The sequence below is a fragment of the Gemmata sp. SH-PL17 genome (assembly GCF_001610855.1).
GTDB classification, from domain to species: Bacteria; Planctomycetota; Planctomycetia; order Gemmatales; family Gemmataceae; genus Gemmata; species Gemmata massiliana.
In genome coordinates this window covers 6,621,353-6,647,374 of record NZ_CP011271.1, presented here as the reverse complement: position 1 = coordinate 6,647,374, position 26,022 = coordinate 6,621,353, and the positions used below count along the sequence as shown (strand labels likewise).

Sequence of the window (26,022 nt, the reverse complement as noted above, 5' to 3'; positions counted from 1 at the left end):
ACCAGTTTGACCGGTGTAATGCAGAAGAACTTTTGACAGTCTCGCATCCAGGGGTTTCAACCCCTGGCTATTCTCGGTGACCCCGTTGGGGTCATAAAGACAGCGCCTCTGGCCTCTGGACCCCAACGGGGTCACCGGAAATAGCCAGGGGTTGAAACCCCTGGAATCCTTGTTAATTCTGTCAAAAATCTTCATTCGATTGCGCGCGCCGGCCCAGCCTACTCGTCGCAGCAGGGGCACTTGTCCGGCACGAACACGGTGAGCGTGGCGGCGAACTTGGTCGCCTCGTACTTGTCACCCTTCTCATCCGTCTCGTGGTGCGCCACGACGAGGTAGTAGTTGCCGGTCTTCGGGGTGAAGCTCGCGCGCCCGTCCTTGTCCGTGGTGCGGTCGTAAGTGGGGTCGGTTCCCTCCTTGAGTGCGCCCCCGCGCGGGACGAAGCTCACGCGCGCCCCCGCGAGCGGCTTCCCGGCGAGGAGCAGCTTCACCTTGAGGGCGGTTCCCGGCCCCATCGGGGCGACCGGGTTCACCTCGGGCACCAGTTCCAGTTTGTGGCCGAGCGGCTTGTCGAAGCCGGTCAGGTTGGCGGGCACCTTGTCGAGCGAGTTGGAAACCACGAAGTACGTCTTGGCGCTGCGAACGGCCCGCACCGGCTTGCCGTGGTTCACGACGGTGTCGGAACTCTGCGCGGCGACGTACAGCCCGGCCTTCGCGGGTGCGAACTTCGCGGTGTGAAAGCCTTCTTTGGGCGCGTATCCGAGATCCGCCAGATCGGGCTTCAGATCGTAGCTCTTGCCGTCCGGCCCTACCACAACCAACGCCCCCACGGACTCGCTCGGGAGTTTCCCCGCGATCTTGAAGTCGCGGTGATCGTTGCCGTGGTTGCCGAGCAGCAGATCAATGTGAACGGCGTCGCCGGTCCGAATGATGTGGGCGTTCGTTTGAACCCAGGTGTCGTGTGCGATCGCGGGTATTCCGAGGAGCGCGAGGGCAAGAACAGCAGCCAAACTCGAACGGCTCATAAGGTAGGTTCCCTTAGCGGTTCAGTGCTCGTGTTTCAGGCAGTTTCTCCGTTGTACGCGCGCCACGCTCCCGCGCCAAAAGGAATCTCGCGTACCGATCGAAGCGAATACGCGGACGGCACGGCCCCGCACGCCGCGCCCCCCGGACCGAAGCCTCGCGCCGCAAAAGTGGGTACGCGGACCGCTGAGTAAAGTTGTGTGAGAGCGTTTTTCGCGCGGGAGGAATTCGGATGGAGGTCGAGGTTCCGTTTCGGCTGACCGAACGCGCGGCGCGCATTCGCACCCAGGCCCGCGCGTTGCTGAATTCCCACGGGTTGACCGCGTGGGAGTTCGGGTTTAACGCGAACGTGCGGCGCGCCGGCGTGTGCTTCTACCCACACGCGGGCGAACCCGGGCGCATCGAACTGTCGGTCCATTTCGCAGCGCGAAACACCGACGAGGAAGTGCTCGACACACTGCTCCACGAAATCGCGCACGCACTGGTCGGTCCGAGGCACGGGCACGATGCGGTTTGGCGGGCGAAGTGTCGCGCGATCGGCGCACGCCCGGAAGCGTGTTACGGCGAAGAGATCGAGATGCCGCGTGGTCGTTGGCGGGCGCTGTGTCCGGGGTGTGCCGCGGAGTACGACCGGCACCGGCGCCCGGCCCGCGCAGAGGGGTGGTATTGCCGACCTTGCGGCCGGAATCGCGGGCAGTTGCAGTGGCGCGAAGCGGAGTCGAGTTAGGCTTGCGTATCGAGGAGCGCGAACACCACGCGGATCGCGTCGTAACTCACTTCACCGTTGAGTTCGAGGAACACTGGCTTGAGTTTGGCGGTGCCGTGGATCTCTGCGGCGGCCGCAACTCGCTCGCACACGTCTTCGGGCACCCAGCCAAAGATCGACGCCGGCTTTTCCGTCCGGACGAACTCCGCGAGGTAGTCGGTGATCGTTGGGGCGGTCAACTCGGTCTTGTTCACGACATCTGTAATCGCCGCCCCAGCGCGGAACATCTTGAACGCGAGTTCTTTCTTCCCTCCCGGTTTGGTCGTTGCGGGAGGTAAGGCGACCGGCGCGGTCCTCGGTGCAAGCGCACTTTTTGGCAGCGGCACGTCGTTCATGAGCCCGGTACGCAAACAGTACGCGATGATCGCCTTCAGGAAGGCCCGACCATAAGACTGGAGCCGGTAATCGCCGACACCGGAGATGCGCCGAAGGGCGTCTTCGGTGGTCGGCCGGCCGCGCGCCATTTCCGCCAGCACCGTGTCGGGGAACACCTGTTCCGGCTTCACGCCCGCACGCGACGCCTCCTGTCGGCGGAGCTGACGAAGCGCCTCGAACAGTTTGGCATCGGCCCCGGCGGGCAGCGCGAACGGTTGCGCGGACGCGGCGGAACTGCCGCGCTTCTCGCGGCGGGCGAGTTGGATGAGCCGCACCGTCTGCTTACCGTTCATCACGGCCCACGATGCGGGGTTCAACTTGAGTAGCGGGTACTCGTCCCCGCTCTGCACGAGCACGTCCTGCCCAATCAGTTGGTAGACCCAATCGCGCAAGTCGGCTTTGGGAACGCTCTTCAGCAGTCCGTGCGTACTCAGCTCGTGGTGCCCGCGTGCGCGGATCGTGGCAGTATCGGCCCCGCGAAGGACGTCGATTACGTGCGCGATGCCGAAACTTTCTTTTACGCGCGCGACGCACGAGAGGATCTTCTTCGCAACAGTCACCGCGTCCGGAACTTCCTGCGTGTCGCCGAGGCACAAATCGCACGCGCCGCAGTTGGGCGCGTCGTAAGTTTGGCCGAAGTGCTGAACGAGCGCCTTGTGCCGACACACGGCCCCGCGGCAGTACCGGGCCATCTCGTCGAGGTGCTTGATACTCGCGGTGACGTACTCAGCCGCGGTCTGCGCCTCTTCCGCCGATTTCTCGATGATCGCCTTGAGCGAGACGAAGTCCGCGCCGGAGTGGAGCAGCACGCACTCGGACTGCAACCCGTCGCGCCCGGCGCGCCCGGTTTCCTGCTGGTAGTGCTCGATAGTCTTGGGCATCGCGGCGTGGACGACGAACCGCACGTTCGAGCGATCGATCCCCATGCCGAACGCGACCGTCGCCACCACGATATCGGCTTCTTCAGCCGCGAACGCTTCCTGCGTGGCCCGGCGCGACTCGTTGTCCATCCCGGCGTGGTACGGTAGCGCGCGGTACCCGGCGGCCTTTAGCGCGGTGGTCATCTCGTCCACGTCCTTGCGGCGCAGACAGTACACGATCCCGGCGTCGCCGGCGTGCCGGTTGAGCACCTCGCGCACTTGCGTCTGCAAATCCAATCTGGGGAGCACGCGGAATATCAGGTTCGGCCGGTCGAAGTTGCCGACCAAAATTTCGGGTTGCTTCAACCCGAGTTGCTGCGCGATGTCACGGCGCACTTGTTCGGTAGCCGTTGCGGTGTAAGCGTGAACGGCGGCCTTGGGGAAGAACTCGCGCAACCGGGCGAGTTGCCGGTACTCGGGCCGGAAGTCGTGCCCCCAGTGACTCACGCAGTGGGCTTCGTCCACCGCGATCGTGTTGGTCCCGGCGTTTTGGAGCATCCGGAACACGTCGGTGTTGACGAGCCGCTCAGGAGACGTGAAGACGAGCCGCGTGGTACCGTTGCGGATGCCCTCGGCGGTGGACGCGCGCTCGGCCGCGGTGAGCGTGCTATCGAGCCGGGCCGCGGGTACGCCGATGCGGGTCAGGTTATCGACCTGGTCCTTCATGAGCGCGATGAGCGGCGAGATCACGACCGTCAGCCCCCCGCGAACGACCGCCGGGGCCTGAAAGCAGAGCGATTTCCCACCGCCCGTGGGCATAACGACGAGCGAATCGCGCCCGGCAAGCGACGCGCGGATAGCCTGTTCCTGAATCGGGCGGAGCGACGAGAACCCCCAATGTTTGGCGACTGCGGCGAACAACGCGGGCGGCAGCGGAGCGGGGGCTGGCACGATAAACCTCGAGAGGAACGGGACCGCGGCTCAAATAAACATCCGTACCCTAACCCAAAACCGTGCTTCGCGTCCAGCCCAGCCGGATAAGAATTGCGAGACGGAGGTCAGTTCGCGGTTCGTGGAGGCTGGCGCGCCCGTTGATGTGTGCGGCCCCCATTCCGAACGCCTCTTGGTGATTGATGGGGACGTGCTTGCCGTGGCTCTGGACGTCGTTATAGCTGGTGAACTCGTCGGTGTTCTACACCGATCCCTTTAATGAAGTTTAATCGCGTAGTTTGCTGAAATTGCCCTTCGCGCCAGGTGGTCGAGCGGCCATATCTCTCACCGGCGCGAACCGAGCACACGTTCGGCGCGTCTAAACCAAGGTCCGAGCCATTCTGACTGGGAGGTCACTATGACGTGGATGATCGCTTCCGAGACAGTTGCGTTTTTCGCCCCGTCGCCGGAGGGATCATTTCCATGCCCGCTTCCATTAGTTTGTTCGATCTCACGTGGGCCGCGCCCGATTGCCCGCCGCTCTTCTCGCGCCTGAACCTGAACTTCGGCCCGGCCCGGACGGGGCTCGTTGGCCGTAACGGGGTCGGGAAGACGACGCTGCTCAAATTGATCGCCGGCGAATTGTGCCCGCGGTCGGGGAGCGTGTCCGTCGTCGGTACCCTGGGGGTTCTGCGCCAAACGGTTCAGGTGAACCCGGACGAAACGGTTGCCGATTTGTTGGGCGTAACAGACGCTCTGGCGGTTCTGAACCGGGCCGAGCGCGGTGAAGCCACCGACGAAGAACTGGCCGATGCCGATTGGACCCTGGAGACGCGGGTCGCGTCTGCACTCGGTCGTGTCGGGCTTGAAACACGTCCCGAAACACCCCTCACCACTCTATCGGGCGGGCAACGCACGCGGGCCGGACTCGCCGCGCTCATTTTTGCGGAACCCGACTTCCTCTTACTGGACGAGCCGACCAACAACCTCGACCGCGACGGGCGCGCGGCCGTCATCGAATTGCTCGCCGGCTGGCGGTCCGGTGCGATCGTGGTCAGCCACGACCGGGAGTTGCTCGAAACCGTCGACGCGATCGTGGAACTGACCACACTCGGTGCCACGCGGTACGGTGGTAATTGGAGCACGTATCGCGCCCTCAAGACCCAGGAACTGGCGGCTGCGAAGCGCGACTTGGCGGACGCGGAGAAGCGTGTCGCGGACGTCGCCCGCAGTGCCCAGGTCACGGCCGAGCGCCATGCGCGGAAGAGCCGCGCTGGTCAGCGGAAGGGGGAGAAAGGCGGGACGCCGCGCATCATTCTCGGTGGGATGAAGGACCGGAGCGAGGACACGAGCGGCGGGAATGCCCGACTCGCCGAGCGCCAGCGCGAGGACGCTCTTGAAGCCGCGTCCGCCGCTCGCGAGCGCATCGAAATCCTGCAACCGCTCACCGTCCGGCTCCCGCCGACGAACCTGCCCGCCAACAAGACGGTGCTGAAATTCGACGCCGTCACCGCGGGCTACGAACCGGACCGGCCGATCGTCCGAGAACTGTCTCTGACCATCATCGGCCCCGAGCGCATCGCCGTTACGGGGCCGAACGGGTCCGGGAAGACGACGCTGCTGGCGCTCGTTACCGGTCAACTGAGTTCCTGGGTCGGAACCGTTCAGGTGATGACCGATTTCGCCGTGCTCGACCAGCGAGTAAGCGCGCTCGACCCAGCAACCACGATCCGCGACAATTTCTTGCGGATCAATCCGCGCGCGGACGAGTTCGCGTGTCGGACCGCACTCGCTCGGTTCATGTTCCGCGCGGAAGCTGCGCTACAAATCGTATCCACACTCAGCGGTGGCCAGCTCCTGCGTGCCGGCCTCGCCTGCGTGTTGGGGGGAGCGACCCCGCCTCCGCTCCTGATCCTCGATGAGCCAACGAACCACCTGGATATCGATTCGATCGAGGCCGTCGAAGCCGGGTTGCGTGCCTACGACGGCGCCCTGCTGATGGTGAGTCACGACGAGTCGTTCCTGGAGGCCATAGGAATTACACGACGGCTGGAGTTGCAACCATGATTCTGATGTCGTCCCCTCTGCACGAGCGACGTCTTGATTGAGTATTGGCTTGACGGGCGGTTCCTCTCCACTATGTTGTTATTTGTTGAGATGAAGTCTCAGTTAATTCGCAGCCTGCTCCGCTATTCAGGTTCCACCCGATATGGCGGTGGAACCCACCTCGCAACGCGGCTCGCGACCCGAATACCGCATTGCCGCGAGCGCCAAAATTGGCGCTCTGGTGCCGGGTGACCGCAGGTGGTCACCGTGCGTCGTTCTGGTGCGCCGCGTAAACTCCGAAATCCCTTCGTTTACAGGGGTTCCGGGTCGGCGTGCTAGAGGCCGGCCGACCCGAAGCGAGGAACCCATGCCGCACCCGCGCCCTACCCACCGCGCGTTCACACTGATCGAGCTACTCGTCGTGATCGCGATCATTGCGATTCTCATTGGACTGTTGCTGCCCGCGGTTCAGAAGGTGCGCGAGGCCGCGGCCCGGATCAAGTGTCAGAACAATTTGAAGCAGCTCGCGCTCGGGGTGATGAACTACGAGTCGGCCAACGGGAAGTTGCCCCCGGCCGAGTACAACTTCCACAACAAGATCACCGGGTACCACATCGAGCACGGGTGGGCCCCGTACACGCTCGCTTAGAAACGGTGACGTAATGAGTGATCGGCATCGGTTTCGCGACCGTCTTCCTCCGGAACGCCTCGGAGGATTGAACGATGTCCAAGCCGTTACTACCCGACGAACTCTGGGTGAAAATCGAACCGCTTTTGCCCCGCCCCAAACGTCGTCGGTTCCGTCACCCCGGTCGCAAGCCGTTGGACCGTCGCAAGGTGCTTACCGGAATCCTCTTCGTGCTCCGGACCGGAATCCGATGGAACGAGTTGCCGTGCGAGTTGGGTTGGGGTTCGGGCAGCCGATGCCGACGTTACCTCAAGACGTGGCATCGAGCCGGTGTCTGGAACCGACTCTACGCCCTGTTGTTGGCCGAGTTGGATGATGCCAAGGCCATCGACTGGTCCAGAGGGGCGGTCGATTCATCGAGTGTTCGAGCCCTGGGTGCGGGCACGAGAACCGGTCCGAACCCTACGGATCGTGGGCGCCCGGGGTCCAAGCACCATGCCGTCGTCGATCCAAACGGTGTGCCTCTGGGTGCGATCACGACCGCGGCCAACGTGCCCGACGTGATCGCGTTGCCGGAAGTCGTGGATGCCATACCCGCAATCGGCCCGAAGCGTCGAGGTCGGCGAAAGCGTCGTCCGAAGAAACTGTACGCGGACCGAGCCTACGACTCGGAGCCTCACCGCCAACGGATGCGTCGTCGGCACATCGAACCGGTGTTCGCTCGAAGACGGACGACGCACGGGAGCGGGCTGGGGAAGTATCGTTGGCCGGTCGAACGGTTCTTTGCGTGGTTGCATCGCTACCGAAGGCTGAGGTTGAGAACGGATCGGAGCACGCACATGCACAACGCCTTCCTGAGCTTGGCGTTGTCCTGCATTTGCTTCGGTTTCCTCTGACCTCATTACGCCACCGCTTCTTACATCGAACAGGGGAGCCTCGTGGCCCCGTACCGCTTCGACGTGACGTGGTGGCACGAGGCGAACCGGGCCGTCGTTTCGACGCCGCTCAAGATCTTCCAGTGCCCGTCCGCGTTCCCGGCCGATCGGCTCGACGACTACATCGATTCCGATGACGACGGCGAAGCGAAGACCTACTACGCCTCGTGCGGTGACTACTTCGTGTGCAAGGGCGTGAAGAAGGATCTGGCGGACCCCGCCAAGGCCCGCTGCACCGACGCGACCGGGGCCTACATCGCCTGCATCGACGGCGGGAAAGAACCGGAGACTAAGTGGGTGGGGGCGCTGGACAAGGAAGAGACGACGTCGACAAGAAGGATCCGGCCAAGAACAAGTATTCCACCGCGACCCGGCTCGCCCAGGTGACCGACGGGGCGTCGAACACGCTCCTGCTCTCGGAGTGCGCCCGCCGGCCGAAGTTCTTCCGCTTCAACACCGAGTACACGAAGAACAAGGGGAACGACCCGGCCAAACCGCTCGACGTGAACAAGGGCGGCGGGTGGGCTGCGAAGGAGAACGCGATCGAGGTCAGTGGGGCCACCGCCGACGGGACCGTCGAGGTCGGGACCGGGGGCACGAAGCGGTCCGGGGGGCCGCTCGCCGTCAACGCTACGAACGAGAAGAACGTTTACGCAATGCACACGGGCGGGGCCAACGCCGCGTTCCTTGATGGCTCGGTCCGGTTCCTTTCCGACAGGCTCGACATCAAGGTTCTGGCCGCGCTCGCGACGCGCGCCAACGGCGAGGTCGTTCCCAACTACTAGCCCGCTCCTGCACCCCACGAAGGGTCAGCCATGCCCCCGACCGAGTCCCCCGCGAAGGTGAAGCCGAACCCGAACGCGCGGTTGCTCACGTACAGGAAGCTCCACACCTGGTTCGGTCTGTTCGCGGCTATCTTCCTAGTGGTGATCGCCGCGACCGGGATCTACCTGAACCACAAGAACACGTTCCAACCCGTGCTGGAACTCGTGGGGGCGCCCCCCAAGGGGGAGGAGCACGCGGGGCCGTCTGGTAAGCCGGGCACGACCGCGGGGGAACTCGCGGCACTGCCGATCGCTCTGTCACAGGCACTGGACCGGGCCGGGCCGCACCTCGGGGACCGCCCGGTCGAGCGCGTCGAGGTGAAGCCCGAGCACGGGCGCGTGGTGTATAAAGTGAAGGCCGTCGGCGGGCCAGAGGTGGTGGTAGACGCGGTCACCGGGGTCACCGAACTCAAGGGCGAGAAGAAGGAGCCGCGGGCCGAGGAATCGAAGGGGGAAAAGGGCAAAGGTGCGAAGCCGAAACCCGAAAAGGCCGGCGCGAACGATGCGGTGACCGGCGCCCCACCGGCCCTGAAGGGTACGGATTGGGGGAAGGCACTCAAGGATCTCCATACGGGGAAGGTCGGTGGCGACGCCGGCAAACTGCTCGTGGACCTTGTGGCCGTTGGTATCATCGTGCTGACGCTGACTGGGATATACTTGTGGGCTGTTCCGGCGTTGCGCAAGCGCCGGTCCGCCCGCGCACGGGCGGCACTCGAGGGCGCCGCCCGTGCGCGGCTCGACGGAGCCGAGCGACCGGTCCCGGTTGCGTCGTAGCGCACGGCACCTTCTACTTCGTAGTGGCGTTGAAATGGTCCGCGAGCGCTCGGCCCGGTGTGGTGGTGCGCCACCTGGGTTTCACGAAACCGAACCCGCTCGCCGAGCGCTCCAAACAACTGCCGCAACTCATCCGGCAACGAGAACACCGCATTTCTTTCCGCAACATTCGCCCGCCTTTTCCGCGCCTCTTTCATTTCACCCCCGTTACACTGGTGCGAATTCTGCCCTCCCTCACGGCGCGATCATGCCGTCACCGGATCTCGAACCTCCAGTTCAGCCGCCGACACAAACGCGGTTCGTTGTCGCCGCGTGGCTCTGCGGGCTTGCTGCCATTCTCTACCTCGATCGCATCTGCATGTCGCAAGCGGTGAAGCCGATCTGCGATGATTTGGGTCTTTCCAAGAACCAGATGGGCGACGTGATGGCCGCGTTCACGCTGGCCTACGGCATGTTCGCGGTGCCCGTCGGCCGGTTGGGGGACAAGCTCGGTCCGCGGTCCGTGCTCGGGGGCATTGTGCTCGTGTGGTCGGTGTTCACCGCGCTCACGGGTCTCGCGACCGGACTCGCTACGTTGCTTGTCGTGCGGTTCTTGTTCGGTGCAGCGGAAGCGGGCGCGTTCCCGAGCGCGGCGAAGGTGATGTCGCGGTGGTTCCCGCACAGCGAACGGGGCCGCGTGCAGGGCGTTATGCTCGCGTTCGCGCAAATCGGTGCGGTGATCGCGCCGGCCGGAGCCGCGTACCTCATCGACGCGGCTGGATGGCGCTGGGCATTCTTCCTGTTCGGCGCGCTCGGCATCGTGTGGGCGGTCGGGTTTTGGGTGTGGTTCCGCAACGACCCGTCACAGCACGCGAGTGTGAATGAAGCCGAACTCGCGCGCATCCACGCAGAAGAAGCCCCGCTCGCCCTCGACCCGGGACCGGTGCCGTGGCGGGCGGTTCTGACCAACCGCGGCGTCCTCGTTCTCAGCCTCATCATGATTCTTGGGGCGTTCTACACCTACTTCTTCTACGGCTGGCTCCCCACATACCTTCGCGACGCACGCGGAGTAGACAACAAAGAGGCCGGGTGGCTCTCGTCGCTCGTGCTCGGCGGGTCGGCAATCGGGATGCTCGTCGGCGGCTGGCTCGCGGACCGCATCCCGCAGCGCGCCGCTGACCCGGTCGCGGCCCGTCGTTACCTCGGGGTGGGCGCGTACCTTACTGCCGCCGGGTTCCTTTACTCGGGCGTCCAGTGCGACGACGCGCTGTCACTCGCACTCTTCTGGGGTGCGTCGTTCTGCGTGATGCACCTCACGCTCCCGAACTGGTGGTCGGTCATCATTCCGCAATCGGGCAAGCACGTCGGCACGGTCTTCGGCCTGGCGAACGGCGCCGGCGTGCTCGGAGCGATGGTGTCGCAGAAGTTCGTGGGCTGGTTCACTGATCGGCAAGAGAAACTGCACGGATTAACGGCGCGCGCGGCGTGGGATCCACTGATCGATCTGTACGTGTGTGTGCTGGTGTGCGCGGCGGGGGCGTGGTGGTTGTACCGCTTCACGCCACTCGTGGAGCCGTCGCCACCACCACAGAAAGAAGGCGAAGAGTGGTGAACACCGCCCGCGCGTTGGATCGTATGCTTTTGCTCGTGGTACAGGCCTCTGGCCTGTGGAGGCGCTACCACAGGTCAGAGGCCTGTACCACCGAACCAAGAACTATACACGCCCATTCAACACAACACGCAGTTGCCCAAATCTCGTGCTGGCAACGCGATCGTAATCGGGTACGCTAGACCTACTTCCCGCCGTGTCCGTCCGGCCGCCCGGAGTCTCGCAATGCTCTCCCGTTTCGTCGTTCACTTCGCGCTAATGGCCGCGCTGCTCGTGGTGCCCACGGGTACGTTCGCGGTCGAACCGCCCAAACCGGTGGATTTCGAGCGCGACGTGAAGCCGATCTTCGCGAAGCACTGCGTTTCGTGTCACGGCGCGGAGAAATCGAAGGGCGGGTTGCGGCTCGATCGCAAGGCCGATGCGCTTCAGGGCGGCGATTCGGGGAAGGCCATCGCGCCCGGTAAATCGGCGAACAGCTTGCTCATCGAACTCGTGACGAGCGACGCCGCGGACCGCCGAATGCCGCCGAAGAAGCCGCAACTGACCGCGGCAGAAATCGCCACACTGAAGCGGTGGATCGATGGCGGGGCGAAGTGGCCCGACGACGGCTCCGCCACCGCGAACCCCGCGGACTGGTGGAGCTTCAAGCCGCTGAAGAAATCCGCTGTGCCCGGGGATGCGAACCCGATCGATCACTTCGTCCGCGCGAAGCTCAAGGAGAAGGGGCTGGCGCCCTCACCAGAAGCGGACCGGCGCACGCTGGTCCGTCGGTTGTACTTCGACTTGATCGGGCTGCCGCCCACACCAGAGGAAGTCGAAGCGTTCGTTGGTGACAAGAACCCGAAGGCTTTCGAGGCGCTCGTTGATAAGCTGCTCGCGGCGCCGCAATACGGCGAGCGCTGGGCGCGGCACTGGCTCGACGTGGTCCACTTTGGCGAAACGCACGGCTACGACAAGGACCAACCGCGCCCGAATGCGTGGCCCTACCGCGATTACGTCATCCGCGCGCTGAACGCGGACAAGCCCTACGGCCGGTTCATCGCCGAACAGATCGCGGGCGACGTGCTGTACCCGGGCACGGTGGACGGAATCGAAGCACTCGGGTTCCTTGCGGCCGGTCCGTGGGACTTCATCGGACACGTCGAGGTACCCGAATCGAAAATCGACGGTAAAATCGCTCGCCACCTCGACCGCGACGACTTTGTCGCGAACACCATCGGCACGTTCATGGGGCTGACGGTCCATTGCGCGCAGTGCCACAACCACAAGTTCGACCCGATCGCGCAGGAGGATTACTACCGTCTTCAGGCGGTGTTCGCGGCCCTCGATCGCACCGACAGAACCTACGACGCGGACCCGAAAATCGCCTCGAAGCGCGCGGAACTGGACGCGAAGAAGAAGGCCGCGACCGCGCGGATCGCGTCGCTGGAAGCGGACGCTCGCAAACTCGCGGGTGCGGAGCTTGCGGAACTGGAGAAGCAGCTCCGCGAAGCGACCAAACCGACATCGGCCCTCAAGCCGCCGGAGTTCGGCTACCACTCCCAGCTCGCGTCCAAGCGGGACGACGCCAAGTGGGTGCAGGTCGACCTCGGCGAGAACATCAAACTCGACCGCATCGTGCTGAAACCGTGTCACGACGACTTCAACAACATCGGCGCCGGGTTCGGGTTTCCAGTGCGCTTCAAGATCGAACTTTCAGACGACGCGACCTTCAAGAACGATGTCGTGGTGCTCGCGGACGAAACCACGAAAGACTACCCGCCGTCCGGTATGGCCGCGTACACTGCGAAGGCGGGCGGCAACGTCGGGCGGTACGTCCGCGTGACGGCAACGGTACTGGCCCCGCGGCAGAACGATTACATGCTGGCACTGGCGGAACTCGAAGCGCTCGACGCGGGAGGCACGAACCGCGCGTTGAATAAATCTGTGACCGCGCTCGATAGCATCGAGGCGCCCGCACGATGGCGCAAGAGCAATCTCACCGACGGCCTCGCCCCCGCGGGGCCGAAACTCGCTGCGTCCGAACTCGCGAAACTCACTGAGCGCCGGGACGTGCTGCTAAAAACAGCCCTCGGTGAAAAGGGTGTCGCGGACCTTGCTGCGCTCCGTGCGGAAGTGACCACGATCGATACGGAACTCGCGAAACTCGCCGGTTCGCGCCGGACCGCGTACATCGGCGCGATTCACACCGGAAGTGGTTCGTTTACTGGCACCGGCGCCGCTGGTGGGAAGCCGCGAACGATTCACGTGCTCCCGCGCGGCGACGTCACCAAACCGAGCAAGGACGTCGGGCCGGGGGCGATTCCTGCGGTTCCGGGTGTCAACGGCCGGTTCGATCTGCCGCCAAATCACACCGAAGGCGACCGCCGGGCGACTCTCGCGAAATGGCTTACGGACCCGAACAACCCGCTCACCTGGCGCGTGATGGCGAACCGCGTGTGGCAGTACCACTTCGGCCGCGCCCTGGTGGATACGCCCAACGACTTTGGCAAAATGGGGCAACTCCCCACGCACCCAGAGTTACTCGATTTTCTTGCGTCGGAACTGCGCGATCACCAATCCCTCAAGAAGCTCCACAAACTCATCGTGACGAGCGCCACCTACAAACAAGTTTCGACATCGAATGATACGAACGCGAAGGTGGACGGCGACAATCGCTTCGTGTGGCGCCAGAACCGCCGCAAGCTCGAAGCCGAGGCGGTGCGCGATTCCATTCTCGCGGTCGCCGGGAAGCTCGATCTCACACCGGGCGGACCGAGCTTCCGCGACTTCGTGGTCGAGAAGCCCGAGCACTCGCCGCACTACCAGTACCACCTGCACGACCCCGAAGACGCGAAGGCGCATCGGCGCGCTGTCTACCGCTTCATCGTGCGATCCAAACAGCAGCCGTTTATGGCGGCGCTCGATTGCGCCGACCCGTCGCTCGCGGTCGAGAAGCGGAACGAAACGCTCACGCCCCAACAGGCACTCGCGCTCTTGAATAACAAGCTCGCGGTCGCAATGGCCAAGCACTTTGCCACGCGGATCGAAAAACTCGGCGCCACCGACGCGGAGCGCGTGACGGCCGCGTTCCAACTGGCGCTCGGTCGTACCCCGAGCACAAGAGAACGCGACGCGCTAACCGCCTATGGCAAAGAGCACGGATTGGCGAACATGTGCCGCGTGGTGTTGAACCTGAACGAATTCGTCTTCGTGGATTGAGGGCGGTGGTGCGAAAATCTGCCACGGATGAACACAGATAACACGGATCAGACAAGCAGAGAACAAGAAGGCGGAATGGCCGCAAAAAGGCACAAAGGGCACAAAAGAAGGCAGAGGGCAGAGATCAGAAGACAGAGAACGTTTTGGGATTTAGCCCCGTGAGGGGCGTAGGCGCGTAGCCGGGGGTGAAGTGTAGCGCAACCCCCCTGGCGGACTGGGTGCAAGAGTTCGGGGCGCGGAAATTCGAGGCGCCGGGGTTCACGGGAGTTCGCCAGGGGTTGCGCTACACTTCACCCCCGGCTACGCGCCTACGCCCCTCACGGGGCTAAATCCCAAACTCCGGACCTCGGATTCCCTTACTCGATCTTTGCTTTCTTTTGTGCTTTTTTGTGGCCAATCTGCCTTTTGTCTTGATCCGTGTTATCTGCGTTTATCCGCGGCGGATTTGGTTCTTCGTTCGCTCTGCGTATTGAGATTCTTCGCTCGTTCTGAGGTGTTGCGATGCTCTCCCGGCGCGATTTTCTGTTCCACTCGGGCGGTGGGTTGGGGGGCATTGCGCTCGCGTCACTGCTCGGCGCGGACCGCCTGTCCGCGGACGCGCCCGCGCGCGCCGACGGCGGGCTGCACCACAAGCCCAAAGCGAAGCGGGTGGTGCAACTGTTCATGGCGGGCGGGGCGTCGCACGTTGACTTGTTCGACTTCAAGCCCGAACTGGTGAAGCACCACGGGAAAGAGGCGAATTTCGGCGAGCACGTCGAGGCGTTCCAAAACGGTCTGGGGCCGTGGCTCAAACCGGTGTGGGACTTCAAACCCTACGGGAAGTGCGCGAAACCGTTGAGCGAGGTCGTGGCGCCGCTCGGGGACGTTGTGGACGAGATGGCGTTCGTTCACAACATGGTCGGCAAGACTGGCGTACACAGCCAGGGCACGCTGCTCCAAACGACGGGCTTCAACCGCCCCGGGTTCCCCGGCATGGGGTGCTGGGCCAGTTACGGCCTCGGCAGCATGAACCAGAACCTCCCGACGTTCGTGGTGCTCCCGGACCACCGCGGGCTGGCGTCCAACGGCACCAAGAACTGGGACAGCGCGTTTCTACCCGCGCAGCACCAGGGCGCTGCGATCTATCCCGGTACGAAAACGCCCATCGAAGACCTGTTCCCGGACGACCGCGCCAAGTTCATCACTCGCGCTTCCGACAAGGCCGGTATCGACCTGCTCGCACAGCTCAACCACGTTCACGCAGACACCCGGGCGGGCGACGAGCGCCTGGGCGCTCGCATCAAGAGTTACGAACTCGCGGCGAAAATGCAGCTCGCGGCGCCGGAGGCGCTGGATATCTCGAAGGAAACCGCGCGCACGCTCAAACTGTACGGGCTGGACCACGGGAAGGGGACGTTCGACAAGGACATCAACCCGATCGAGGAAACGGACTATTTCGGGCGCAAGTGTTTGGTCGCGCGTCGGTTGTTGGAGCGCGGGGTGCGGTTCGTGCAAATCTGGAGCGGCAACGACAACGGGTTCCCGCGCCGGAACTGGGACTCGCACGAGGACGTGAAGCGCGACCACGGCCCGCTCGCTTACGGCATGGCACGCGGTGCGGCGACCCTCATCGCGGACCTGAAGCGCCTCGGGCTGCTCGAAGACACGATCGTTCTGTGGACCACCGAATTCGGGCGGATGCCGTCGTCGCAGGGCGGGAAGGGGCGCGATCACAACCCGTACTGTTTCACCAGCTGGCTCGCCGGTGGGGGCGTGAAGGGCGGCGTGTCGCACGGCCCCAGCGACGACTTCGGGTACAAGCCCGCCGACCGCAAGAACCCGACAGAAGTGTACGACATCCACGCGACGATCCTGCACCTGCTCGGCATCGACCATACGAAACTCACCGTGCGCCACAACGGGATCGATCGCCGACTCACCGACGTTCACGGGCACGTGATTAACGAGTTGATCGGGTGACAGTGGGCGAACGAGCCGCGACCGCCAGGGAGCGGGGCAGAGACTTCCTGGGGTGCGGTCTGAGCCAGGAAGGAAGAGACGCGCGGACCGCACCGGAAGCGCCTCCCGCTCCCTTGCCAGTAGTTTCAAGGCGTAGCCGTGCGTGTAAGTGTATTGTGGGTCAGTGTGATACATCGTGTGCGCGGGTATCGCGAGCGGATCCGTAGTGTGAGCCAGTCGAGCATCTCGACCAACGGGAGTTCGCGCACCCACGCACTCGGGTTCCGTTTCCGGGCGCGGGCGATTTGGAGTGCCAAGCACACCCACACCTGTCGCAACACCAGCGCGACCCCTTCCAAGAGCAACCGGTACTCGGGGTTGGTGCTGGTGGTCCACCCGCGGGCCTGGTTCTTCTGCCGGTAGCTGGTTTCGATCCCGAACCGCTCCCGGTACCGGCGCCGCCCGAGCCACGCGCGCGTCGCCTCGGACACGGCCGTTCCCTTGCCCCACCCGGAAAATGCGTACACCCGGGCGTGCGATTCGCCCGGGCGGCGCCACACGAGCACCCGAGTCGATACCGCCCGGCGGCTCTTCTCGGTCACCCATCCCATCGTGGCGATCGTACCCGACGGTTGCGCGTCGCACTCGTTGCGCCGGTTCGTGCCTTTCCCCTTCTTGCGGATCGGCACCGCGTAGTACAGATCCCGTTGCTGCAACAGCAGCAGCGTTTCCCCGCTGTCGAACCCGGCGTCCAGCACCACCCCGCGGACCTGGAGCCCGCGAGCCGCCACCTGATCCAGAAGGATGCTCACCTGCTGGTGCGGCTTGGTTCCTTTCGCCACGCTCATCAGCCCGACCGTGTACCGCCGGCGCTTATGAATCAGAACGCACGTGGCGTAGGCGTGGAAGAACGAGGTTCCGGCCTTCTTGGGTCCGCCGATGATCCCCGGGGTGGAGCGGTCCCCGTAGAACGGCACGTAATGCACGTCGATGGCACACGTCCACCGGCGCCTCCGATCCCGACGGGTGAACGTCGCCACCTGGTGGAGCGCATCCACCAACCGGGCCGTGAGTTGGTCCCGAGAGCCCAGGTTCGCACGAACGGCCTGTCGCGCGGTCTCGTGCGAGAAGTGGAAGTACCGGGTCGCCACCGCGAACAGGGTTCGTGTGGTGCTCGCGATCCGCAGCACCAGATCAACCAACTGGGTGCCCGTGATCGACGGCTTGTAGTCGGGCCAATCGAGTGCCCGGGCCAACGTTCGCCGGGCCAACGCATGGATCACCGCCGGGGTAATCGTAGAATAACCACGTCGCATGGGAGCTTCCCGTTCAAGTGCTTGAGAACCTTGAACTTAGGAACTCCCATGCGACACTGCCATGACCCTTGAAACTACTGTTGCGGTCGCGGCTCGTCACGGGCATCCGAACCCGACTGCTGAACGCGGTTCACCTCACAAAGTGAGCCAATTTCCATACCCTTCCGAAGCGTGTTCGCTTTTGCGATCGGGATGGTCGCGGTACCAGGAACGCACAATGCGTATTACTCGAATTTCTGCGTGGCAGGTCGATCTCCCGCTCCACGAGGGCAGCTACAAGTGGTCCGGCGGCAAGTCCGTCACCGTGTTCGATAGCACGGTCGTCGCGGTGGAGACGGACGCGGGCGTCACCGGCTACGGCGAGGTGTGTCCGCTTGGGCCTGCGTACCTTCCGGCTTATGCGGCGGGCGTGCGCGCCGGGCTGCAAGAACTCGCGCCCAAGTTGTTGGGCGAAGACCCGACGCAGTTGGGCAAACTGAACCGCACGATGGACGCGGCCCTGAAGGGGCACCCGTATGTGAAATCGGCCGTGGACGTCGCGTGCTGGGACATTCTGGGTAAGGTGTCTGGGCTGCCGGTGTGCGTGTTGCTCGGCGGGCGCTATGGCGAGGACTTCCACCTGTACCGCGCGATCTCACAGGAATCGCCCGAAGCGATGGCGGCGAACGTCGCGGGCTACCGCGCGGAGGGGTACCGCCGGTTCCAACTGAAGGTCGGTGGCGACCCTGACACGGACATCGCGCGCATCAAAGCAGTGGCGGCGGTGCTCCAACCGGGCGACCGCCTGGTGGCCGACGCGAACACCGGTTGGCTCCAGCACGAAGCGGTGCGCGTGGTGCGCGCGGTGCGCGACATTGACGTGTACATCGAACAACCGTGCCTCACCTACGAAGAGTGCCTCGCGGTGCGCCGGAACACCGATCACCCGTTCGTGCTCGACGAGGTGGTTGATGGAATCGACATGCTGGTCCGCGGGCACGCCGAAGGCGCGATGGACGTGGTGAACCTGAAGATCAGCAAGCTCGGCGGGCTTACGAAAACGAAGCAACTGCGCGACCTGTGCATTTCACTCGGAATCGGGATGACGCTCGAAGACAGTTGGGGCGGCGACATCGTGACGGCCGCGATCGCGCACCTCGCGCACAGCACCCCAACCGAGTTCCTCTTCAGTTCGACCGACTTCAACAGCTACGTCACGCGGTCCATCGCGACCGGCGCGCCACAGCGCCAGAACGGTCGACTCGCGGCTCCAGTCGTACCGGGGCTGGGCATCACGCCGAAGTTGGGCGAGTTCGGTGCCCCGGCTGTGGACGCGCGCAACGGCTGACAAGTAGGCGCAACGAAGCGGAAATGAGAGAAGAAACCGCGACCGGTTATCTGATCGGTCGCTGCGGTGCGAGCTATCGGTTCCAGTTCCACAGTTTGATGACCCGGTTCCGCCCGCCCGAGGCGATGGTCCGGCCGTTGGGTCGGAACGCGACCGCGGTAATGTACATCTCTTTTTCCAACGGGGACTGCACTTTGGACATGTCGCCGTGAACCGCCGTCGCGACACACTTCCCCGTACCCGTGTCCCACACCCGAATCCTGTCACCGCCGCCCGCCGCCACTAACCGGGTGCCATCGGGGCTGAACGCCACGGACATAATGACCCCGCCGGCCGTCATCGCCCGAACCGGTTGGTGTGTGACCGTGCTCCACAGGCGGATCGTCTCGTCGTTCGAGCCCGATGCCACGATCTTTCCGTCGGGACTAAACGCCACCGTCCGCACCCAGTGCGTGTGGCCCTCGAAGATGGCCGTAGTTTCGCACTTCGCCACGTCCCACAGCCTCACGCACTTGTCCCCGCCGGCCGAAGCGAGGAGCTTCCCGTCGGGGCTGAACGCGACCGCGGCAACGTCTTCTTTGGGATCGTGGCCGTCCAGGGTCGCCACACGCTCGTAGGTCGCTGTGTCCCACAGCGCAATTCGCCCCGCGCCCTGGGCCGATGCCAGGAGCTTCCCGTCGGGGCTGAACGCCAACCCCTTAATCCACCCTTGCCGGTCCCGGCAGACGTCCACGCGGCGCCAGGTGGTGGTGGCCCACAATTGGACCCGGCCCGCGCCCCATTCGGCGGCCAGGAGTTTTCCGTCAGGGCTAAACGCGAGGCACCAGACACTGCCCTGAACACGTGCGCCCGTCCAGACGACACGGTCCGTGGTCACGTCCCACACTTTTACTCGCCCGTCATCCGCCGCCGACGCCAACCGGGTTCCGTCGGGGCTGAACGCGAGCGCGAGAATTTGCTCGGTGTGCCCTTCGAGTTCGCACCGAGGGGACAAATCGTCCGCGGGCCGGCGAGCCGCCGCGACTCCGGTGAGCAACCCGACGAGAACCAACGCGACAGCGCGCTTCGTTCGCACCATGCCCCTCTCCTCACTTCTGAGCGTGCAGGATACTGGTGCGATATGTCGTTTGGAATGCCAATCAACTGGTAGAGGTGCGATCGCGCCCCTTGGAATATTAGCCGTGTGTGTTGGTGTGATTAGCGGATGTTGTGGGCCGGGTCCACCTTCTGGAACGACCGCAGCGCGGCCAACCCGGACCCGACCGCCATACACATCGTGACCGCCGCGGCGCCGCCCAGAATGAACGGGTGCAGGCGCACGGCGGTTCCCATTGCGGTCGCGCCTTCGGCTAGTGCGATCGTAATTGGCGCGGCCAGCGCGATGCCGAACAGCCCCACCCAGAACGATTGAGCTAGCACCGAGAACTTCAACCGCCACTTGGGAATTCCCATCGCGCGGAGCGTGGCGAACTCGCGCTGACTGGCCGCGGTCGCCGCGAACAGTGTTTGACTCGTCACTACCGCGCCGACGAGCAAGCCGAGTAGTGCGGTGAACCCGATCGCGACGCCGGCCTTCGTCGTGGTCAGCCAGTGGAGGCGCGAACGCGCGGAGAACTCGTCCGCGGTGAACGCGCTCAGTTGCGCGTAGCCGTTCATCCGGCGCGCGACCGCGGGCGCGTCTTCCGGCTTGGTGCATTTCGCCACCAAGTACGTGACTTCGTCTTGCTGGTAGTGGAGCAGCACGCGGGCGGTTTCGAGCGAACAGAACAGGTACGGGCCGCCCAAACTGCGGCACCCCGTCACCAGGCCCACCACCCGAACGCGAACACCGAGGATTTCGGCCGTATCGCCCGCGCCGCGAATCCCGAGCCTACCGAGTTCGGACTCGTCCACCGCGATCGAGAGCGGCTGCGTGAGGCTCGCGAGTAGCTCGCGGTTGTTGCGGACCACTTCCATTGCGGCGAGTGAGTTGGCGTCGAGCCGCGTACCGACGACGGTGCAAACTTCCGTGGTGGTTTTCGCGGGGATCTCGCCGTTCCGCGTCCAGGGCGTGAAGCCGATGATCGCGCCCTCCGCGCGCTCGACCTCGGGCTGCGCGGCGAGCCGGGACACCCAGCGCTCCGGGACGGGCCGGCCGGTGTCCACGCTCCGCACGGCCGGGTAACCGACCCACACGTCCGAGGTGGCGCGGTCCACCGGGAGCGACATCATCGAGAGCAGCCCGAGCACCAGCCCCGATTGCACCGCGACCAGTACCGCGCTGAACGCGACCGCCAGAATCGCCGGCAGGAACCGCTGGCGCTCGTACCAGATCGTGGTGAGAGAGTAGCTCACTTCGGTTCCATCAGTGCTTCATTGGGGCAGTGTTTCGTCACACCCACAGGTGCATTTTCGCCTTCAGGTCGGCCGGGAGCTTGTTGTCGAGCAGCTTCCGCACCTCGTTCGGGTGGTACCGCGTGCTGAAGTGCGCCGCGATAATCAGCTCGTTCTTGAAGCGCGGGGCGCGCTCCACGAAGTCGTCCAGGTGCATGTGGCCGAACTTGTGGATCTTGTCGCGCCGGTGGCTCGCGCGGATGAAGCTCATTTCGGTGATGAGGATCTTCGCCTCGAAGCACGCGGGGCACGCATCCAGTCCGGCCGGGGACGTGTCGCCGGTGTAGGCCACGATCGGGATGCGCACCTCGCGCGTGATCGGGGTGCCGCTCAGCTTGAGATCGCGGATCTTGTCACCGGGCAGCCCGACGAACTCGTCCTTCAGCTTGTTGCGCCGCTCCCACACCACGAACCCGCGGCTCGGGATCGTGTGGGTCGTGTTGAACACCGTGACGAGGTGCTCGCGGCTCAACTCGATCTCGTCGCCGGCCGTCAGCCCCTTCAGGTGGGCGAGTTGCCGCCCGCGGTCGAGTCGGTGCATAATCATCATCAGCTTCTTCACGTCCTCCAACCCTTCGGTCGGGACGTACACCGTCGGCGGTTCCATCTTCATCATCCGGCGCCGCGCCACGTACACCGGCAGCGCCGCGACGTGGTCCAGGTGCGTGTGCGACACGAACCACGTCGGGGTGCCCATGAAGTCCCACGGCTGGGCGCCGAGGTCGAACCCGATCTTCAGCTCCGGGATGCGCCAGTAGCTCTGCACCGCGGCGCGCGACCACCCCTCGACCGTCAGACCTCCGTGCGAGAGCGAGTAATACGGGGCGTTGTCCACCGGCCGGTCGGGTAGCATGTCGCGTCCTTTAGGAAAACTGCGCGGAATCCGTCTTTTCCATCTTAACGACACGCGCCTACGGTCGCGGTTCGTTCGGTGCCGATAGTTGGTGTGTGAGTCGGTCGCGCGGAAGTCAACACGCCCCATTAAAACCGCCCCCGCGGAACTGGGGCCGCCTGTACCGCGTGTATCGACTGTTCGGTCGAACGGGGCCGATCCCGCTCGCACTCGGGCGCCCGGCGTGCAAGTCGCGCCGCCCGAAGCGTTAAATTGGGTGTAACTAACTTCTCTGGTGGGGTTGGCGGAATTTGGGTAAGTGGGGTGTTCTCGGATGCGAACAGGGATGTTCTATGAGCAAGACCGTCACGATTGAAATCCCCGCCGAAAGCGAAGCGCTAGTCCGGCAGCTATTGGCCGTCCACGAAGAGCTCCAAGCTCTGGCGCTCTCCGCGGCCAACGGCACGGTCTTGGACGCCTGCGAAACGGCGGTCATACCCAAGGGACGCGAACTGACCAAAAACCTCTTGGCCGATGCGGTCACCCGACGCATCCAAGCCGCCGAAAAAAAGGGTCGCCGATCCGAATCTGCGACTGCGGGCGAGCCAAAGAAGACCGCGGGAAAAAGCCCCGGCAGTTCGTGACCACTGTCGGCCCTCTGAACCTCACGCGACACTATTGGCAATGCCGCTGTGGAGCCGAAGGAGCTTACGCAGCCGATGCCGTCATCGGTCTGACGCAGCGATTCAGCACGGTTCTTCAGAAGCATTGCTGTCGTTTGGCTGCCGATGTGTCGTTCGCCAAGACCCGCGAACATCTCCGGGAGTTGCTGGGAGTGAAGTTGGCCCCCGAGACCGCGCGCCAGCTCGTGGGAACGCATGGCCGGGCGATGACGACGTTCCAACCCCAGGATCACGCCACGGCCCAGACGTTTCGCCAAACCCCAGGCGAGATCGAGTTGGCGATTGACGCGGGCAAGGTCAATACCCGCGAAGAAGGCTGGAAAGACCTGAAGATCGCAGTGATTTCCAAGCGTGAGGCCGGCACGGCGGTATCACCCGAGCAGTGGCAGGACGACGAGCGCTTGCCCCCGGCCGGTGCGGTCGTGTCGTTCGCGATGATCGCCAAATCGAAAGTGTTTCGACGCCGTTGGGGTCCGTCGTTGCGTCAGTTGGGTGTGGCGCAGTGGTCGAGCGTCCATGCGTTGGGTGACGGGGCCAGTTGGATTTGGAAGTCGGTCAATCGTGTGCTGCCGGGTTGTCGAGAGACGCTGGACATTTACCACGCCAGTGAGCGGTTGAGCCTTTGTGCGCAGAGGATATTCGGCCAGGGGACCGACGAGGCCCGTGCTGCTTTTGAGCGCGGTCGCGACGTGTTGTTGCGTGAGGGTTGGGGTGGTGTGTGCGTGTGGGTGTCAGAACTGTTGTCCGTCGAGACTCTCGAAGAACGGACACGAAGGCAGAAGGCGACGGAGAAGTTGTTGGGCTACTTCGCCAAGCACACGAATCGTTTGGCGTATCGTGATCGGTTGGCCCGTGGCCAGGCCATCGGCAGCGGTGCGGTGGAAGGACAAGCCAAGACCCTGGGATTGCGTTTGAAAGCCCGAGGTGCTCGCTGGCTCAAGAAGAACGTCCGACCGATGGCGAGCCTGGTCTGCGTGCGGAACTCCATCCAGTGGCAGGCCTATTGGAGCTTGGCGGCATGACCCCAGAGAATTTGGATACACCCGTTAAATTGAAGAAGCCCAACCGCGGTTGACCGGTGCGCTTGAACTCGGCATAACCCCTCACTGAGGGGCGGAATCGCAAGAGGGACAGATGCGCCAGATACACTTTCGACGCCTGGGAGCTTTAGCGGTGTTCGCGTTCGCGGCGGCCGGGGCCGGCTGCGCGTCGATGAACAATACAGAAAAGGGTGCGATCGGCGGCGGCGTGGTCGGTACCGCGCTGGGCACCGCCGTGGGCGCGGCGACCGGGCACACCGGGGCCGGCGCCGTGATCGGCGGGTTGGCCGGGACCGCGACCGGGGCGCTCGTCGGCAACGACATCGATAAGCAAGAGCGCCGGGACCGCGACATCAACCAGGCCGCGGCACTGGCTGCGGCCCAACAGCAGCAACAGCGCATGGGCATGTTCGACGTGATCCGGCTCGCGCAGGGCGGGCACGACGATACGGTCATCATTAACCAGATCCGCACGACCGGCAGCACGTTCCAGCTCACCGCATCGGACCTCGACGAGCTGAAGCGGGCGGGTGTATCGTCGCGCGTCATCGCGGAAATGCAGGCCGCGCGCCCGGCCCCGACCCGCGTGATCGTTCGCGACGCGCCCTCGGTCGTCTACGATTCGGGGCCCGTTTACGTGCGCCCGGCCCCGGTCGTCGTGGTCGGTCCGCCGCGCCCCTACAGTTACGGCTATGGCTACGGGTATTACCGGCGTGGTGGCTGGTAGCACGAAAGTTCACTGTTGAACGATCCCCGCCCGGCGAGTTGCGAACTCGGCCGGGCGGTTCGCATTCACAGTCTTTTAATGTGTGGGTGCGGGCCAAGTGTGGTCGGCTCCCGCACTCGTGTTGGCACGCCCGGTTCGCCTAAGTCTTTTGGCGAACCGGGCGTGCCAGCGAAGTCGGTCGAACGTCTTGTCGACAAGAACTCAACAGACAAGAGTGCTCATTTCACCGGGGTTGCGGCACCTACACAACCGCGTAAACTGATACTTCTCTCCCACCGTTCCTGCCGCCCCACACAACCGGAGCTACTGCCATCATGGCGCTGCGAGTTCCCTTTCTAGTTTGCACCTTTCTGTTCACCGTGACGCCCGCTGTAGTAACTGCCGCCGACTGGCCGGGCTTCCGCGGCCCGAACCGCGACGGCATCTGCACCGAAACCGGGCTTCTTAAGAAGTGGCCGACCGGCGGTCCCAAGCAGGTCTGGACCGCGAAGAACCTCGGCCTCGGTTGGGGCACGCCCTCTGTTGCCGATGGCAAGATTTTCGGCATCGGCACCCGTGACGGGAAGGACGGCGTGTGGGCGCTGAAGGAAGCGGACGGTACGGAACTGTGGTTCACCCCGTTCGCCGACCCCGCCAAAGGGCTCGCGCCGCAAACGAACGGCCCGGCGAGTACGCCCACGTACCACAACGGGAAGCTGTTCGTGGTTAGTGCGAACGGCACGCTCTCGTGCCTGGACGCGGCCAAGGGCACGTTGGTCTGGAAGAAGAACTACGTCGACGACTTCGGCGGCAAGATTCCCACGTGGGCGTACACGGATTCCGTGCTCGTGGACGGTGATAAGGTGATCTGTGCCCCAAGCGGGAGCAAAGGCGCGGTCGCCGCGCTGAAGTTCGAGAACGGGGACGTGGTGTGGAAAACGGAAGTGAACCCGGTCGGCGGCGGGTTCGGGTACTCGTCCCCCCTCAAGGCGACGATTGACAACGTCCCCATGTACATTGTGCTCCTCGGCCAGTCGTCGGGGGTGGTCGGGGTCCACGCGGAAACGGGCAAACTGCTGTGGCAGTACAAGAACGCCCCGGCCGCGGGCGGCGTGGCGCAGATCCCGATCCCGATCGTGAAGGGCGACAAGGTGTGGGTCTCGTGCGCCTACAACGGCGGCGCGGCGCTGCTCCAGATCGTCCCGAAGGGGGCGGGCGCGTTCGAGGCAAAGGAGCTGAAGGCGTACAAGAAGCCGGAACTGAACAACCACCACGGCGGCATGGTGCTGGTCGGGGACTACATCTATTTTGGCCACGACCAGAACAACGGCAAACCCGTGTGCGTCGAGTTGAAGACGGGCGAGATCAAGTGGGGGCCGGAGAAGCTACCGGCGGGCGGGCAGGGGTCCGCGGCGGTCCTGTTCGCCGACGGGCGCCTCTACTTCCGGTACCAGAACGGGGTGATGGTGCTCATCGAGCCGTCGCCCGAGGAGCTCAAAGTGGTCTCGTCCTTCAAGCTCCCGGAAGCGAACGTCAAGACGCACTCGCAGAGCTGGCCGCACCCGGTTATCGCGAACGGCAAACTCTACATCCGCGACCAGAACGTGATGTACTGCTACGACGTCAAGGAAAAGACGAACTGATATTCTCCCTGTGAGAACGACACGGCCCCGGGCGTTACGTGCGCCCGGGGCCGTGTCGTTCTCACAGGGTCACAGGGCTCCCGCCCTGTGCTACGTCAGACGGCCCCTCCGGGGCGGAAAGGCATTGGGGGTACTGCCCGCCGCGAGGTACCGCTCTACCCGCGGCTGATAGTTTCCTGTCTTCGCCCCGGAGGGCCGGCGTTCGTAGTGAACCAAA

At 64.3% G+C, this 26,022-nt stretch carries 20 protein-coding genes and 1 pseudogene; 15 read left to right on the top strand and 6 right to left on the bottom strand.

Annotated elements, in window-relative coordinates:
• Window positions 1–218: 218 nt before the first annotated feature.
• Entirely contained in the window at window positions 219–1,022 is an 804-nt protein-coding gene (locus tag VT84_RS27385; RefSeq protein ID WP_082841732.1) for a DUF4198 domain-containing protein, read from the bottom strand.
• 230 nt (window positions 1,023–1,252) lie between these two features.
• On the opposite strand from VT84_RS27385, the gene VT84_RS27380 reads away from it, so the two are divergent.
• Entirely contained in the window at window positions 1,253–1,747 is a 495-nt protein-coding gene (locus VT84_RS27380) for a SprT-like domain-containing protein (protein WP_052555802.1), read from the top strand.
• On the opposite strand, the gene recQ is transcribed toward VT84_RS27380, so the two are convergent.
• The gene (gene recQ / locus VT84_RS27375; protein WP_082841731.1) at window positions 1,744–3,972 is read right to left on the bottom strand and encodes a DNA helicase RecQ; all 2,229 of its coding nucleotides are present in this window, start codon (window positions 3,970–3,972) and stop codon (window positions 1,744–1,746) included. The genes VT84_RS27380 and recQ overlap by 4 nt on opposite strands.
• Window positions 3,973–4,434: 462 nt before the next feature.
• On the opposite strand from recQ, the gene VT84_RS27370 reads away from it, so the two are divergent.
• The 9 genes and pseudogenes from VT84_RS27370 (at window position 4,435) to VT84_RS27330 (ending at window position 15,906) form a co-directional block, all read left to right on the top strand.
• Window positions 4,435–6,018, top strand: a complete 1,584-nt coding sequence (locus VT84_RS27370; protein WP_082841730.1) for an ABC-F family ATP-binding cassette domain-containing protein — start codon at window positions 4,435–4,437, stop codon at window positions 6,016–6,018.
• 346 nt (window positions 6,019–6,364) lie between these two features.
• Window positions 6,365–6,574, top strand: a pseudogene (locus VT84_RS27365) (DUF1559 domain-containing protein); the annotation flags it as partial.
• A gap of 146 nt (window positions 6,575–6,720) precedes the next feature.
• Window positions 6,721–7,521 carry an IS5 family transposase gene (locus tag VT84_RS27360; protein WP_082841728.1) on the top strand — a complete coding sequence of 267 codons (801 nt, stop codon included), beginning with the start codon at window positions 6,721–6,723 and terminating at the stop codon, window positions 7,519–7,521.
• Window positions 7,522–7,563: 42 nt separating this feature from the next.
• Window positions 7,564–7,947: a hypothetical protein gene (locus VT84_RS27355; protein WP_052555796.1), complete on the top strand. Its 384-nt coding sequence runs from the start codon at window positions 7,564–7,566 to the stop codon at window positions 7,945–7,947.
• On the top strand, window positions 7,854–8,345 hold the full coding sequence (locus VT84_RS27350; protein WP_082841727.1) for a DUF1559 domain-containing protein: 492 nt from the start codon (window positions 7,854–7,856) through the stop codon (window positions 8,343–8,345). Before VT84_RS27355 ends, VT84_RS27350 begins: the two co-directional genes overlap by 94 nt.
• A 30-nt stretch (window positions 8,346–8,375) precedes the next feature.
• Entirely contained in the window at window positions 8,376–9,158 is a 783-nt protein-coding gene (locus VT84_RS27345; RefSeq protein ID WP_052555792.1) for a PepSY-associated TM helix domain-containing protein, read from the top strand.
• A gap of 247 nt (window positions 9,159–9,405) precedes the next feature.
• Window positions 9,406–10,749, top strand: a complete 1,344-nt coding sequence (locus tag VT84_RS27340) for an MFS transporter (protein WP_162271864.1) — start codon at window positions 9,406–9,408, stop codon at window positions 10,747–10,749.
• A 222-nt stretch (window positions 10,750–10,971) separates the two neighbouring features.
• On the top strand, window positions 10,972–13,947 hold the full coding sequence (locus VT84_RS27335; RefSeq protein ID WP_082841725.1) for a DUF1553 domain-containing protein: 2,976 nt from the start codon (window positions 10,972–10,974) through the stop codon (window positions 13,945–13,947).
• A gap of 501 nt (window positions 13,948–14,448) precedes the next feature.
• A complete protein-coding gene (locus VT84_RS27330; protein ID WP_052555787.1) occupies window positions 14,449–15,906 on the top strand; it encodes a DUF1501 domain-containing protein in 1,458 nt (485 codons plus the stop codon).
• Between the two features lie 125 nt (window positions 15,907–16,031).
• Here VT84_RS27330 and VT84_RS41285 read toward each other — a convergent pair whose 3' ends face one another.
• Entirely contained in the window at window positions 16,032–17,201 is a 1,170-nt protein-coding gene (locus tag VT84_RS41285) for a hypothetical protein (RefSeq protein WP_239465413.1), read from the bottom strand.
• 217 nt (window positions 17,202–17,418) lie between these two features.
• On the opposite strand from VT84_RS41285, the gene VT84_RS27315 reads away from it, so the two are divergent.
• Window positions 17,419–18,528: a cis-3-hydroxy-L-proline dehydratase gene (locus VT84_RS27315; protein ID WP_082841724.1), complete on the top strand. Its 1,110-nt coding sequence runs from the start codon at window positions 17,419–17,421 to the stop codon at window positions 18,526–18,528.
• Between the two features lie 73 nt (window positions 18,529–18,601).
• Here the strand turns inward: VT84_RS27315 and VT84_RS27310 are convergent, their stop codons facing one another.
• From VT84_RS27310 to VT84_RS27300, 3 genes are all read right to left on the bottom strand, one after another.
• A complete protein-coding gene (locus VT84_RS27310) occupies window positions 18,602–19,606 on the bottom strand; it encodes a WD40 repeat domain-containing protein (RefSeq protein WP_052555783.1) in 1,005 nt (334 codons plus the stop codon).
• 119 nt (window positions 19,607–19,725) lie between these two features.
• Entirely contained in the window at window positions 19,726–20,862 is a 1,137-nt protein-coding gene (locus VT84_RS27305) for an ABC transporter permease (RefSeq protein WP_082841723.1), read from the bottom strand.
• A 37-nt stretch (window positions 20,863–20,899) separates the two neighbouring features.
• On the bottom strand, window positions 20,900–21,754 hold the full coding sequence (locus VT84_RS27300; protein WP_052555778.1) for an MBL fold metallo-hydrolase: 855 nt from the start codon (window positions 21,752–21,754) through the stop codon (window positions 20,900–20,902).
• Window positions 21,755–22,086: 332 nt separating this feature from the next.
• Here VT84_RS27300 and VT84_RS27295 point away from each other — a divergent pair, with 332 nt between their 5' ends.
• The 4 genes from VT84_RS27295 to VT84_RS27280 all read left to right on the top strand — a co-directional run bounded on the left by VT84_RS27295 (window position 22,087) and on the right by VT84_RS27280 (window position 25,805).
• Window positions 22,087–22,377: a hypothetical protein gene (locus VT84_RS27295; protein ID WP_052551189.1), complete on the top strand. Its 291-nt coding sequence runs from the start codon at window positions 22,087–22,089 to the stop codon at window positions 22,375–22,377.
• A gap of 134 nt (window positions 22,378–22,511) precedes the next feature.
• Entirely contained in the window at window positions 22,512–23,438 is a 927-nt protein-coding gene (locus VT84_RS27290) for a hypothetical protein (protein ID WP_157469072.1), read from the top strand.
• Window positions 23,439–23,589: 151 nt separating this feature from the next.
• Window positions 23,590–24,183: a glycine zipper domain-containing protein gene (locus VT84_RS27285; protein ID WP_052555777.1), complete on the top strand. Its 594-nt coding sequence runs from the start codon at window positions 23,590–23,592 to the stop codon at window positions 24,181–24,183.
• Between the two features lie 314 nt (window positions 24,184–24,497).
• Window positions 24,498–25,805: a PQQ-binding-like beta-propeller repeat protein gene (locus VT84_RS27280; RefSeq protein WP_082841721.1), complete on the top strand. Its 1,308-nt coding sequence runs from the start codon at window positions 24,498–24,500 to the stop codon at window positions 25,803–25,805.
• Window positions 25,806–26,022: the final 217 nt, after the last annotated feature.

What these genes read in the sequence shown, in the direction of transcription:
- VT84_RS27385 (WP_082841732.1), bottom strand. Translation starts at nt 1,022, where the DNA reads ATGAGCCGTTCGAGTTTGGCTGCTGTTCTTGCCCTCGCGCTCCTCGGA.
- VT84_RS27380 (WP_052555802.1), top strand. Translation starts at nt 1,253, where the DNA reads ATGGAGGTCGAGGTTCCGTTTCGGCTGACCGAACGCGCGGCGCGCATT.
- VT84_RS27370 (WP_082841730.1), top strand. Translation starts at nt 4,435, where the DNA reads ATGCCCGCTTCCATTAGTTTGTTCGATCTCACGTGGGCCGCGCCCGAT.
- VT84_RS27360 (WP_082841728.1), top strand. Translation starts at nt 6,721, where the DNA reads ATGTCCAAGCCGTTACTACCCGACGAACTCTGGGTGAAAATCGAACCG.
- VT84_RS27345 (WP_052555792.1), top strand. Translation starts at nt 8,376, where the DNA reads ATGCCCCCGACCGAGTCCCCCGCGAAGGTGAAGCCGAACCCGAACGCG.
- VT84_RS27340 (WP_162271864.1), top strand. Translation starts at nt 9,406, where the DNA reads ATGCCGTCACCGGATCTCGAACCTCCAGTTCAGCCGCCGACACAAACG.
- VT84_RS27335 (WP_082841725.1), top strand. Translation starts at nt 10,972, where the DNA reads ATGCTCTCCCGTTTCGTCGTTCACTTCGCGCTAATGGCCGCGCTGCTC.
- VT84_RS27330 (WP_052555787.1), top strand. Translation starts at nt 14,449, where the DNA reads ATGCTCTCCCGGCGCGATTTTCTGTTCCACTCGGGCGGTGGGTTGGGG.
- VT84_RS41285 (WP_239465413.1), bottom strand. Translation starts at nt 17,201, where the DNA reads ATGCGACGTGGTTATTCTACGATTACCCCGGCGGTGATCCATGCGTTG.
- VT84_RS27315 (WP_082841724.1), top strand. Translation starts at nt 17,419, where the DNA reads ATGCGTATTACTCGAATTTCTGCGTGGCAGGTCGATCTCCCGCTCCAC.
- VT84_RS27310 (WP_052555783.1), bottom strand. Translation starts at nt 19,606, where the DNA reads ATGGTGCGAACGAAGCGCGCTGTCGCGTTGGTTCTCGTCGGGTTGCTC.
- VT84_RS27300 (WP_052555778.1), bottom strand. Translation starts at nt 21,754, where the DNA reads ATGCTACCCGACCGGCCGGTGGACAACGCCCCGTATTACTCGCTCTCG.
- VT84_RS27295 (WP_052551189.1), top strand. Translation starts at nt 22,087, where the DNA reads ATGAGCAAGACCGTCACGATTGAAATCCCCGCCGAAAGCGAAGCGCTA.
- VT84_RS27280 (WP_082841721.1), top strand. Translation starts at nt 24,498, where the DNA reads ATGGCGCTGCGAGTTCCCTTTCTAGTTTGCACCTTTCTGTTCACCGTG.